Origin of the sequence: Staphylococcus lutrae, assembly GCF_002101335.1 — a bacterium.
GTDB lineage: Bacteria > Bacillota > Bacilli > Staphylococcales > Staphylococcaceae > Staphylococcus > Staphylococcus lutrae.
On record NZ_CP020773.1, the window covers coordinates 584,790 to 598,280 of the forward strand.

Sequence of the window (13,491 nt, forward strand, 5' to 3'; positions counted from 1 at the left end):
TCAGAGCACATAAAAAATAGAGGCCCGTGCGGTTATCGCACAAGCCCCCAGTCCGATGAATTATTGTAAACCTTTGTCATCGTTTTGGTTTCTATTTTTTTCATGCTTTTGTTGCCACTCTTTACGTGTCATTACATCTTCTACGTGCATATTCACTTCAACAACATCTAATCCTGTAATATGTTTGACTTGTTCTTTAATCAATTCAGTCACTTTACGGAAAATTTTAGGTGCAGATTCACCATATTCTAAAATGACTTTCAAGTCAATTGCAGCTTGTTTTTCTCCAACTTCTGCAGACACACCTTGAGTCACATTATTACCACTTGAGAATGAACCACTAATCGTATCAACAAAGCCGCCTTTCATATCTAAAATACCGCGTACTTCACGTGCCGCAATACCTGCAATTTTTTCAACGACCTCATCAGAAAATGTTAATGTATTAGAAAATTGTTGACCTTGATTTTCATGTTGTCTTTCTTTTTCATTTACACCTGTTTCTTTGTTATAACTTTCTTTTGCTTTATTGTTGTCAACTGCCATAATAACAACTCCTTTATTATTTGTTATTCAGTATTTACTTTACAAAAATATTAAATCAACTTAGCCGATTAAGTAAATTTAAGAAATCTTGTGTACGGTCTTTAATATACCCTAATCCAATTCCGATTAAACATAATACGATAATCAAAATCGTTTTCCAAAAGCCAAGTGTTAAAAACAAGATTGCAATGACTAAGAAAAAGAAGAAACCAATTAAGCGCCATTTATAATGTTTCAATGTTTGCACAAATTGTTCCACTGCCTCTCGTTCACCTTGACCGTTTTGTTTTTCATTAGACATAGGATCCCTCCTTTATATGACGCGTGGACCATTGTCTTTTCTTTGGTCACGGACATTGACTTTCACTGATTTCACATGCAATTCAGAAAAACGTTCGACACTTTCTTTGATATCAGCTCTGATTTCTTCAACAAGTGACTGTATGTGCGTTGATTCTGAGGGTACAAAAAAATCTGTGCTAATATCGATAAAGCTATCGTTTTTCTTGTTATACAATTTAGATACAACATTCGGTTGGCGTACGTTCTCATATTGACGCAGTGTATCGTAAACCGTATTTTCAATAGACTTTCTTGAAATATAAATATGACCGTCCGAATAGTCTTTATAGAGTCCAGGCTTACGATATGTAGGCTTAAATGCTCTGAAAAACAGTATCAAACCAATTAAGATTAACAATGCAGCTAAACCAATGAGTAATGGGTCAAACCAATTAAATTGATAAAAATAATTTTGGTACTGTTTAATTGGCTGATAATCCACATACATGAACAATAAGAAACCTACAATGACCACGATCAGCAACCCTAGGATAAAATTTTTAAGTCTTGTCATTTTGATTGCCACCTCCTATTCAACGTCTTACATCAAGCATATACCCGGATTTGTGACAGAAAAACAAAAATTTATATATTTTTCAAAAATAGATGTCCAATCATACTACCTTTTTTCTTCTCTATTGTAATTTTAACTTTTTCTTTCATATTATTACGGGAAACCATATATCTTCCTTTTTAAAATTAAAAAAACGAAACACCATCCAAGTGTCTCGTTTTAAAGCGTACAACATCATGTGCTGTATTATTTAAATGATAAAATGTAGCGATAATCAGTCGATTTAATAATTCTATTAATCGATTGCTTTGAATCATCTTTCACCCTGACACCGCAATTACTCGGCCACTTCAATCACAAGTTTACCGATATGCGACTGCGCTTCCATCATTTCATGTGCACGAAAGATATTTTCTGGTGTCAAGCCTTTTAAAACGGTATTTAATGTCGTTTGATATTGCCCTGACTCCACTTTTTCCGTCACATCTTCTAAATAATGACGGTACATATGCACATCAATGCCATACATCGCACGAGCAAACATAAATTCATGAGTCAATGTAATACTTTTCGCTTTTAATGCATTCAAATCTTGTTTTTCTTGAAACGCAACAATCGTCGCAATACGTCCTCTCGGCTTAACCAATTCAATCATCGTATCATAGTAACCGTCTGTATCATATGTACAGAAAATATAATCTGGACGTGCCAATGACTGCGTTTCAAATTGATCGATTAGACTGTGTCGATGATTTAATACAACATCTGCCCCCATCTTTTCAGACCATGCACGTGTCTCAGGACGAGAAGCAGTCGTGATGACCGTCAAACCATACGCTTTTGCAATTTGTGTCGCAATACTGCCCACACCACCTGCCCCATTAATAATCAGTAGTGTTTTTCCCTGATTATCACTAGGCGTTGTCGCAATCCCAAAACAATCGAATAACGTTTCATAAGCGGTAATCGCCGTTAAAGGTAAAGCCGCCGCTTCAGTAAACGACAAACGATCCGGCATCTTCGCCACATAATGTTCATGGACGAGCTGATATGTTTGATTCGAGCCATCCCGTTGATTAGAACCAGAATAGTACACACGATCACCCGGCGTAAAATCACTCACTTGATCGCCCACTGCGACGACCACACCCGCTGCATCAAAACCTAATACACGTGACGCCTGGTTGAGTGGCGCTTGACGCATCTTCGTATCTACTGGATTAACGCCTGAAGCATACACTTTCACAAGCAACTCGTGCGCATCAGGTTGAGGCATCTCACGCGTGACTGCCTCAAACAATAGTCCTTCTGATAATTGAAATGGTTGACGTGCTAGAATTGTTTTCATACGCTCCCTACTTTCTCTATATTCGTTCATTCTGCATATATTTGAGCCTATTATATCATGGACCTTCCTATCCCTTCCATTTTCCATAATCACTCGTTTGGTGTGTCATACCAATTTACAGGAAAAAACATTGGACTTTGTTCAATCCATATGTATTATAAAATTTGTTATTTTAACGTATTAAAATTGATTACGACTGTTTCCTTAAAGATATCTGTTGCACACGAAAATCACCATAATGTAAACAAAATTCCGATGGATTCGATGTAAAAGGTGTGAAATGAAATACATTCATCGAATAAAAAGCAAACAAAGGATAAAAATTCAAACAATATTAAAAGGCGACATATTTCGCATGTCACCGGGAATTTGATTATAAGACCAGTAGTATAAGCAGTAAACCTCACACCCCTACTCTGGGTATATCTATGAAACATTATTTCTTGAAAAATATGAATAAATGCCTTTCAAATCATGAAACCTATAGCATAAAATTCTAGACTTCTAAAAAATCATAGTACTAAAACAATGCTTCCACATTGATTAAATTGTTTTCGTTTTACTTCTTTCTAAAAAATCATAGTACTAAAACTAAAGATAAGGAAGCAATTAAATTATACATGTTTTACTTCTTTCTAAAAAATCATAGTACTAAAACACTTCGATTTTGTGAGGATACTCATTCATTGTTTTACTTCTTTCTAAAAAATCATAGTACTAAAACGAACATTATCTGTGGGATATTTACGAACCAGTTTTACTTCTTTCTAAAAAATCATAGTACTAAAACATCCATATTCACCTGCATCAAGTTTTTGAGTTTTACTTCTTTCTAAAAAATCATAGTACTAAAACTTTAACACGCAAATTATCGAATCAGAAGCGTTTTACTTCTTTCTAAAAAATCATAGTACTAAAACACATCGACAATGAGACGTCCCGTATCTTTGTTTTACTTCTTTCTAAAAAATCATAGTACTAAAACCTCAAATATAAAAAATCAATGCGATTCTACTACTATAATTAAAGTAAAACCATTCGAAAATCAGTTTCTTCCTAGTTGAACATACCATTGACTTCGCGAGATAATACGTTTTACACCGTAATTATAACTCATTCATATTGATTGATAAACTTAAAATACTGTCCAAGTTCTAATAAATTATCCCCTATAAATTCATGATATGCTATCAAATGAACCATTTTGGAAGTAATCATTTCTTCAGGCATAAAGAGCTTCAATTCTTCTTTAATTAAATTTAAATCATGACACGTTTTATTTGATTTACATAAAAATGCATGATCGCCGCTCATGATAACAGACGGATGATTAGTAAATACTAATGTTGTCAACTGATACATTTTTATCATCGTCAAAAAATCTTCAATCTCTTTGATGCCTAAATATGATTCTGGATAGAGTACAACAAGTATTTCTTCTTTCTCTTTTTTACGCATTAAATCGATGAAAGCTTTTCTTTTACGAGTTTCATCTAAATCCCTTAAATCATAATGAAATTCATATCCTAATAATTTTAACAACTTTTTAAGTTTTATAACATTATCATGAATTTCAACATGGTAGTAATCATCGTATATTCCCAAAGACTGTTTGAAAATATTTAGACTTTCCTCAAATTCATTGAATATTTTATTTGTCTTTTCATCGTATATAATTTGATTTTCAAAATGATTTAATACTTGGTCTTCTATTACTTTTTGCCCAAGTATATTTCTATCACCACAATTTAAAATGATTGGATGAAATTTTTGAACATTAATGGTTTCATATCCGTCAGTAATAAAATGTGCATAATGTTCATCTTTTTGTGGTTTCTTTTGTAAATACGATAAAAAGCTTTGAATGAATGTTTCACATAACTGTGTATCCTCAAATGTAATAACATGCGTATGGTGCAAATCAATATCAAGGACTTCCGTTACATCACTTGCTAGTTTCATAACTCAATCACTCTTTCTGAACTTAAACCCAGATGTCCTTTTGGTGGTTCTCCAACAATGTATTTCATATTAGAAAATTGATTCTCTGTCACAACAAGCGTTTGGATAAGCCCTTTTGAAGGAACGACAATTTTTAATTTCTCGAGTGTATATTTTAATGTTGTGCTATTAAAGACTAGCTTACTGTAAATAGAATACTGTAACCTTACATAACCTTCAGTCGTTAAAAACTTTACAAACTTTCTATAAGCACGTTTTTCGCTAGAAGTCTCAACAGGCAGATCAAACATAATAATGAGTCTCAAATACTTCACCTCTATTTATTCACCTCTAATATGTCCATGTTGGTATTCTGATAACTTCCATATCCCCCGTTGACAAATATAGAAATAAACTGTCAACATAGCGTTCTACTGCATTTACAAAATAATAATTTTTATTATCGATTTTTACTTTCTTATTTAATAAATCGATAATGACTCTTTTTTCTTCTTTCCCAAATTCTTGTTTGACAAATTTTAAAACGATGCTATCAACAATAGGGCGAAATATTTCCATAAAATCTGAAGCTAGATTATATATATTATATTCATTCTTATGTTTAATTCCTATCTCAGTTAAATAACCCTTACTTACAATTGTTCTAGCCACTATTGCTAATAAAACCTGGTATCCATAATCTAACGCTGCATTTTGTGCATTGTCATAGCCTCTCGTGAAACCTGGTTGTAAAACCGTGTTAAAATAAACCTTTGCTGCGTGACCTTCTCTATTCGTAATATCACCAGGCTCAACTGCTTCAATATATTCATCAAAATTTTCAGTATTTTTTTGTTTAAAAAATGTATCTAATACTTGTTGTTGATTACGAATTTTTTGTTTAATAAGTCGTTGCCAAAGTTTATTTTTCCGTTCTTGTGACCAATTCATCTGTTTTTTAATTTGTTTCACTTGTCTATGATGGCCATACATTGGGAGTATCAATGTGTTAGGAAGATGACGATTATTACAAAGTATCGTTATAATTTTTCGGTCACTCAATGCATTTATCAAATGTCCAGTCATTGAGACATTTGGATGCTCAATGACTAAACATAAGATTTCATTTAGTGGAATGTAATTTAAATCACCTGTATTAACAATCAGTTGATTCATTCTCAATGATAACTTAGCTTCTTTCGTAACAATCACCGTTCTAAAGCTCATTGTTGGACTCCGCTAATTTAAATAGAGATTTTGGCTTTGTTGTTTTTAATCCAGTGATTGATGTGTAACCCACCTTCACATCAGTTCCCAAGCCTAAAAACGTACGAGTTCCCATACCATTTCTTCGGCTTCCGATTTTCTCCGATCTTGCTGAAGACGCTTTTGCAGCCTTAAAAATTTCACCAATTGCATTGATATAATCATCATGTGTCTGTTTGATTTGTGAAAAAAGTCCCAATATTTCTTTGGATTTTTTATTTTCCCCATCGACGTTTAAGTATTCTCTATATTCTACAATGAGCTGTTTAGCAAGAAACTGGTACATTTCTTTTAACTTTTCTATTGTCATATTTTGATTTTTAATTGTATCTTTTAATTCGCGCTGTTTGGATAAAGGAAGTTCAAATTGTTTTGCATTTATAACTTCATCACTTGAAATAAAGTAACACGGATGCCCCTCTATATATAATAAATCTCCTCTATATAACGTATAAACAATTTGTGCTGCTACAATTTCATTATTGTTTTCTCTCTGCGCTAAATGCAGTGCTAATGCTTTTTCGTTATTTTCTCCAAATTTATAGTGTTCAATAACATATTCGTCTATGATTTGATACTTTAACTTGATATTTCCTTTTTTATTTGCAATTTTCATTGCAACCACATGTGTTTGGTGGACTTTCATACTTTGATATACTGCAAATTCTGTTTTATCTGATTGATATTTGGGAATCGAAATCTTCGGAGATACAGGCATCTGATCGTAAAACTGTTTTTCAGTGTCAACTCGCTTTCTTGAGTAATTGATTTTAAAATGATCAATGTCATTATAGACTTTCTCTATTAGAAGTTTACCACTATTCACTGTCAATTTTTCCAAAGCTTTAAAGAAGAATAGCTCTTTCGACTTTTGGTTCGTACTAAACTCTCCGAGTGCCTTCCATTTTTCTCTTACCTTTTCCCATTTAAAATTAAAATCAAATAAATCCACCTTTGGATACGCTAATTGTGCACCGTGATAGACCACCCCGTTCAAATAGGCATCTATTGCGTGGTGTGCATCGTTCAATTCACGAATCTTCGGGATTTTAAATCGTCTCCGAAATTCACTGACCATTTTAGCTTTCATCGGGATAATACGTGAATTCGGATATTCTTCTTGAAGAAAATCTCTGACATGTACTGAAATCTGACGTGTCTCAACCAATTGTCTTTGAATGAATCCCTCTTTATCCATTTCAGTAAATTGAGGTTTCATTAATCTAAACAGCTTATGATCACTGATTAATCCAGCTTTATTTAAACTCTTCCAAAATGCAATTTTCTCATCTGGATTTTGAACGAACTGCAATGGAACCCTATCGTATTTATTTTGATTCATCTCCTTAATCACCAATACTTTATTGTCTATTGAGTCATCTTTAATAAAGCTTCTTGGTATAATATGATCAACTTCGTAATATTTATCGGATTGCTTAGAGAGTAACGCATGTATGTCGATTTTTTTACCACTATACATGCATTTACCATTTTGAGATAAATATAGCTTTATATTCTCGTTTTGAAATTGTGTCTGACTAAGTTGATTTGCCTCTTTAATAATATCCCTAAAGGCTTCATCAGACTTCAAACCTTTTTTCTTAACATTGTTCTCCCACATTTGCTTAAGCGTTTTTGAGCGACGCCCTTTAATTTGATCTTCTTTTGCAAATTCAATAATAATTTTCTCCGGCGTCCCAAAAATTGAAGTCAGTTCCCTTACTAACTTTACCGTGGACCAAATTCCTTTCTTTAAAGCTGGAGATGTTGATAATTCTTCAACATCTTGATATCGAATTGAGCTTGAAGATAATTCATTTTCACTTTGAATAAAACCTTGAAAATCATAAGCTTCATTTGTAATAATTTCCATAAAATTTTCATTAGAACTTCTTAATAATTCAATAATCGTATGATGATGGTGACGATGAGTCAATAATCTTTCACTCAATCTCCCCCAACCCGAATAATTTAAATTTTTTAATTGATTTACTTGTACAGTGGTCAACTCTGGATAATTTTGTTGAAGCTTTTCTACCAAAATCTTTTTATCTTCAAATATTGTTATCCATTGAATAATTTCTTCAATCATCTCTCTTTTGTCATCAACTGTACCAAAAATCTTTATCATATCTTGATATGACGACAATTTCGAACCAAATCCTTTTTCATTTTGTGTACCGAATAAAGATAATTTTTCACCATGATTCATAAAGTGTGCTCTAAAATTCGAATTCAACATAATTTCTAAAAATTTTTTATGACTTACAGTTTTGAATTTCTTGAAGATATGTTCTACTGCGAAATTTTTCAATTCAGGAGTTAATCGATATTTACGGCTTTTAGCATCGGTTTCACGTCTAACTTGAATGTTACTCAACTCGTTTAAAACTTCCATTTCCTGGTATAACAGACTGTTTTTAGGTATGACGTCTTCATTTAATAAGTATGTGCATTTATTTGTCATACGTCGGATGAATTGTGTCGCGCTTTCTGAACGATTAACAAGCGCATCAAAGTCCCATGGTTTTATTGGTTTGTTATCGTTCCGTTTCATCCATCCAAACTTAGCATTTTCTGAATCTTTAACTAATGGTCCGACATAGTAGGGAATACGAAACTGTATTAAATCCACTACTTTCTCGATCATCTCATTTGTAATTTCTGGATGATACTTTTGTTGATTTTTCAATATTTTTTCAGCTTCATATTTACTAATTTGCATCGGTATACTTGCATTATCAGTCGTGTTTAATATTCTGAGTAAGGTCTTATTTTCTAAAGCTTTATAGAGTTCACTATCTTTAGATAAAACTTTTTTTAATTCTTTTATCCATTCATCATACTGCTTCTTTGGATGCATAAGATATTGATCAAAATAGCAAAGTGCTTTTAAATTTTCACCACTTGGTGCTTCCTTATAGCGCTTTAAATCTTCTTTACCTGACACAAAGAATTTTTTGAATAGTTTTTTTGTAGAATCGGCATGATACACTTCATTTTTAACTTCTTTTAATTCCTGCTTAAACTTTTTATAAGCTTCAACTTTTGCAACGGCCATTGAATTATGCCCTTTTAAAATCTGCTGTAATAAAATCGACAAATAAATTTTATTACCTTTTTCAATAAATTCAATTTGCTCTTCTGTTAAAGCATCAGAAAGATTTTCCTCATAATTATCATCAAACGAGTGTGATTGATTGTTCTCAACTAATACGTCCGAATTATGAGCATGGTCGAATAACTTTGCTTCTGCAAATTTTAAACCAAGCACCATTTTTGCAATCTGTTCTAAAGGTTTTGATATTTTTTTTTACACTTTTAACACGATCCATTTTTGTTAAGTCATGATCATTTAAAATATGATAAACGTCTTTTTTCATCTCGAAATCCAAGTCTAATGAGACTTGATTGATGTTTTCATAAGATTGAATAAGTTCTACAAAGTCAAAAATACTTTCACTATTAGATAATTGATCAATACTTAAATGATTAAATAAAAAATGGCCTCTATATTTAACTAAATGATAAATCGCTAAGTAAATGAGTTCTGGTGCGTATGCTTGATCTTTACATAATAATTCACTTTGCAAATGATAAATGGTAGGGTAATAATCCGGTTTATATCCTAAAAATCGAAGCACTTCTGACAATGACTTATTTTTAAAATCGGTATTGTCATTTTTCCATGTCAATTGTCTTTCAAATTGATAAAAATTAGGATTTTTTACCAGAGGTGCTAATATTTCTTGTAACAAACCTAATCGTTTAATTCGACGATTTTTTCTTCGTCTTGAGGATCGAAACGCTCTTCGATCAGCGGCTGTGTTCGCACTATCAAAAAGATGGACACCAATTGCATCTTTGTTGTAGTATTTTAAAATGTTGAATTCCTTATCCATACAAGCATATCCAACACTACCTGTACCGATATCTAGACTTAAGATATAAGGCTTTTGTTCCATTTAATTTACCCCCATCAAATTTTATGTGAATATTATCTCAAATTATTTGATAATTGTGAATAGTTGTGATAGAATTGTACTAGAAGTTTTACTTCATTCTAAAAAATCATAGTTAAGTTAAAATAAGCTTTAAGCGAAGATGTAATTTTTATTAACACCCTACTGTGTCAGTAGGGTTTTTTATTATTTAAAGATACGTTCCAAATACGATTGTTAATCTTGATCAAAAACTAGTTCACCTTTTCTCATATTAGGCAAATTATGTCATAAATTATAGTAAAAAATTAGAATAATTCAGAGTATAAATTGCTCACTGTTTAGCTTAACCTCTTGTTATTCTTATTTGCTTTATTTGAAGGCTAACATTTATAAAAAAGAGGAACACCAAAGATTTGATGTCCCACTTTATTACTACTTATTCTATTACTTGTGTTTCTGCTAATTTTTTATACCAATAGGCACTTTTCTTAGGATAACGGGCTTGCGTTTCAAAATCGACATAGAATAAACCATAACGTTTTTCATAACCATTTGACCATGAAAAGACATCCATTAATGACCAGATGAAGTACCCTTTTACATTTACGCCATCTTCAATCGCATCTGCAATGACTTCCAAATGTTTTTTAACATAGTCAATACGTGCGTCATCATATACTGTTTCATCTACAAATTCATCTTTGTAACCTAGTCCATTTTCAGTAATATAGATTTTTTTGTAATTTGGATAGTCATTTTTAACACGCATCATTTGATCATATAGCCCTTGCGGATATATCATCCAGTCCCAATCCGTACGGGGCACGTCTACATCGTATTCACGTTGACCTACACCTTTTAATTGATATTTAGAACCGCCTTTGCTGCCTTTTGAATTATGCGTAATCTCAGTCTCTCCTTCAAATCCACGCATCCAATCACTCATATAGTAATTAATACCTAGGAAATCATTTAAATCCTTTGCAGCGTCTAAAATCTCAAAATCTTCATCTCTAAGATCAAGTGTCCCCCCATTGACAGACAAGATATGGTTGACACCCGCCATCGTTTGTTCTGAATAACGCCCTAAATAAGTTGCATCCAAAATGAAACGATTATGGATAATGTCTTCTAATTCTGCTGCACGTACATCTTCAGCATTTGTTGAATCATAAGGATATTTAGTCGGCAATGCATGAACAACCCCAATTTCACCTTGATAACCCTGTTCCTTATATAAAACAACCGCTTTAGCATGAGCAACCATCATATTGTGGTGAGATTGGAATACTTTTTCGAAATCATATTGAATACCAGGTGGGAATTTTCCAACGAGATACTGTCCATCTCCAATAGGGCCGATTTCATTAAATGTCGTCCAATACTTCACTTCACTAAATTCCTTGAAACAAAAAGCTGCGTAATCAACGAAATGTTGGATATTCGCTCTGTTTAAAAAATCACCATCAGAATGTAACGTTTCTGGCGTATCAAAATGATGTAGCGTCACAAAAGGTTCGACATGATGCTTTAAACAAGTTTTGAATAGTGCGTGATAATAATCAACGCCCTTTTGATTCACTTCGCCATAACCGGTTGGAAAAATTCGTGACCATGCGATAGAGATACGAATACCATTGACCCCAAATTTCTCACATAGCTCTAAATCAATCGGATAACGATTGTAAAAGTCGCTTGCCGGTTCTGCGGTATACCAATAGTTCTCTTCCAAATACGTATCCCAAGCGACACGTCCCTTACCATCTATGTTTGTTGCGCCTTCAGCTTGATAGGCTGCAGTTGCGCCACCAAAAATAAAGTCCGTTGGTAATTTTTTCATAGTTTTTTAGGCTCCTTTTAATTAAATTGATCTTTCACAAATTGTAGTGCGCCTTCACCATCACGTGTCAATTTAATGTATTCTGCACCTTGCGTTTTTGCGAGCTTAATACCGAGTCGATCTGTATCTTGCTTGATGTCTTCATAATTTGACGCAACTTGTGGTGCTAAAATGATTAAATCATATTCTTTCATGATATCCATATGTGCCCCATAACTGCCCGCTGCTGCAGTGACCGGTTGCTGATATTCAGCTGCGGCTTGGTTTAAAGCATTGGCCAACAAACCACTCGTTCCACCACCTGCACAAAGGACTAATACATTTGTTTGTTTCGTAATGTCCGGAGATGTCGTTGAAGTTGTATCAGAATGTGATTCTGTCGCAACATGTCCAGTAGAAGAAGCTAAAATCGCATCTGCCTTTGCTGTATTAAAGTTTTCGGCTACTTTTGAACGTAATCCATCAGAATCATGATTTCCTTTAAGTTCCTCTTCTAAAATTTGTTCGTCATACACTTTGAAGAACGGGTAGTAAATAATGACATCAACAACAATTAAAGTAATCGCTAACACAAAAGACCATAATTCAAATCCTGTCCCCATTACAATACCTAAAGGCCCCGGTGTCGTCCAAGGTAAGACGACACTAAAGCTATTCATTCCCAAGACATCTACGAAAAATTTGAAAATCCAAACGTTAATGATCGGTGCTAAAATGAACGGAACGAAGAACACAGGGTTCAATACAATGGGTGCACCAAATAAAATGGGTTCGTTCACACCAAAAAATGTTGGAACCACTGAGGCACGTCCAATGGCTTTGTTACGTTTTGACTTAGAAAGCCACATGAACATAAACGGCACTATCAAAGTCGCACCGGTCCCACCCATTGTAACGATGAACATTTGCGTACCCGGTGTTAAAATTTTATCAGCATGTTCTCCAGCTTGTAATAATTTAAAGTTCGTCTCAATATTGGCATACGTAATCGCCGCAATTGCTGGTTCGACAATGGATGGGCCATGAATCCCTACAAACCAGAATAATGCGAAAGCACCAAATATAATCGTAATGCCCACATAGCCATCTGCAGCAGTAAATAAAGGTTCGAAAAACTTCACAATCGCTTCTGCCACGTTCGTATTCACGACTGCTCTTGAAAGTAAATCCAATCCGTAAAGCACCAAAATTACAAGCCCAAATGGGATTAAATCTTTAAACACTTGTGAGATGTTCGGTGGAACTTCTTTCGGCATCTTAATCGTGATATTATTTTTCACACAAATATGATAAATGATGACCGTCACAAATGCGGATAAAAACGCCGTAAGTAATCCTTTTGTTCCCATAAACGCATTCGCAAATCCACCCGCTTCAAGTGGATTAGATGCAAGAAATAAAAATCCACAAATTGAAGCGAGCATCGTAGAAATAAAGTTGATTTGATTCGTACTTGCAAGCTTACGGTTATAGGAGTCCGTTAATGCTTTCGCCGTTGTCCCCGCTACAAGTAACCCCACAATCCCCATGGTATAGCCATAAGGTTTCATAATAATTGCCTCTGCATGTTTACTCCAAGTGAAACCGAAAATATTCGGAACATAGGCAATCAATAAGAAGATACTCGAAAATAAAATGATTGGCATGGCAGAAATAAATCCATCACGAATGGCTCTTAAATACATATTACGTGAGAGTTTTTCAAAAAATGGTTTGCCTTTTTCAATGAATTCAATGAGTCTATTCATAC

Annotated in this window: 11 protein-coding genes and 1 CRISPR repeat array; all 11 genes read right to left on the bottom strand. The window is 33.6% G+C overall.

The genetic code is table 11. From position 1 onward, the window contains the following. Positions 1–60 precede the first annotated feature (60 nt). Positions 61–546 (bottom strand): Asp23/Gls24 family envelope stress response protein, encoded by a 486-nt coding sequence (locus B5P37_RS02910; RefSeq protein ID WP_085236823.1) that lies wholly within the window; start codon positions 544–546, stop codon positions 61–63. Positions 547–601: 55 nt separating this feature from the next. Next, positions 602–847 (bottom strand): DUF2273 domain-containing protein, encoded by a 246-nt coding sequence (locus B5P37_RS02915; RefSeq protein ID WP_085236824.1) that lies wholly within the window; start codon positions 845–847, stop codon positions 602–604. Between the two features lie 12 nt (positions 848–859). Next, on the bottom strand, positions 860–1,402 hold the full coding sequence (amaP, locus tag B5P37_RS02920) for an alkaline shock response membrane anchor protein AmaP (protein ID WP_085236825.1): 543 nt from the start codon (positions 1,400–1,402) through the stop codon (positions 860–862). Between the two features lie 337 nt (positions 1,403–1,739). Further along, positions 1,740–2,750, bottom strand: coding sequence for a zinc-binding alcohol dehydrogenase family protein (locus B5P37_RS02925; RefSeq protein WP_085236826.1), 1,011 nt, complete (start codon positions 2,748–2,750; stop codon positions 1,740–1,742). A 556-nt stretch (positions 2,751–3,306) separates the two neighbouring features. Continuing rightward, positions 3,307–3,735: direct repeats of the CRISPR family, unit length 36 nt; unit sequence GTTTTACTTCTTTCTAAAAAATCATAGTACTAAAAC. Between the two features lie 128 nt (positions 3,736–3,863). Beyond that, a complete protein-coding gene (locus B5P37_RS02930) occupies positions 3,864–4,712 on the bottom strand; it encodes a hypothetical protein (RefSeq protein ID WP_085236827.1) in 849 nt (282 codons plus the stop codon). Beyond that, complete coding sequence (gene cas2, locus B5P37_RS02935) at positions 4,709–5,026, bottom strand: CRISPR-associated endonuclease Cas2 (RefSeq protein ID WP_240622393.1); 318 nt, start codon at positions 5,024–5,026, stop codon at positions 4,709–4,711. Before cas2 ends, B5P37_RS02930 begins: the two co-directional genes overlap by 4 nt. 16 nt (positions 5,027–5,042) lie before the next feature. Beyond that, complete coding sequence (gene cas1 / locus B5P37_RS02940; RefSeq protein ID WP_085236828.1) at positions 5,043–5,918, bottom strand: type II CRISPR-associated endonuclease Cas1; 876 nt, start codon at positions 5,916–5,918, stop codon at positions 5,043–5,045. Continuing rightward, the gene (gene cas9 / locus B5P37_RS02945) at positions 5,908–9,234 is read right to left on the bottom strand and encodes a type II CRISPR RNA-guided endonuclease Cas9 (RefSeq protein ID WP_244898630.1); all 3,327 of its coding nucleotides are present in this window, start codon (positions 9,232–9,234) and stop codon (positions 5,908–5,910) included. The genes cas1 and cas9 (B5P37_RS02945) overlap by 11 nt, the downstream gene beginning before the upstream one ends. After that, complete coding sequence (gene cas9 / locus B5P37_RS12110; protein ID WP_240622396.1) at positions 9,182–9,922, bottom strand: type II CRISPR RNA-guided endonuclease Cas9; 741 nt, start codon at positions 9,920–9,922, stop codon at positions 9,182–9,184. Before cas9 (B5P37_RS12110) ends, cas9 (B5P37_RS02945) begins: the two co-directional genes overlap by 53 nt. A gap of 415 nt (positions 9,923–10,337) precedes the next feature. Beyond that, positions 10,338–11,741 carry a 6-phospho-beta-galactosidase gene (gene lacG / locus B5P37_RS02950; protein WP_085236829.1) on the bottom strand — a complete coding sequence of 468 codons (1,404 nt, stop codon included), beginning with the start codon at positions 11,739–11,741 and terminating at the stop codon, positions 10,338–10,340. Between the two features lie 17 nt (positions 11,742–11,758). Then, positions 11,759–13,489, bottom strand: a complete 1,731-nt coding sequence (locus tag B5P37_RS02955; protein WP_085236830.1) for a lactose-specific PTS transporter subunit EIIC — start codon at positions 13,487–13,489, stop codon at positions 11,759–11,761. Between the last annotated feature and the right edge of the window lie 2 nt (positions 13,490–13,491).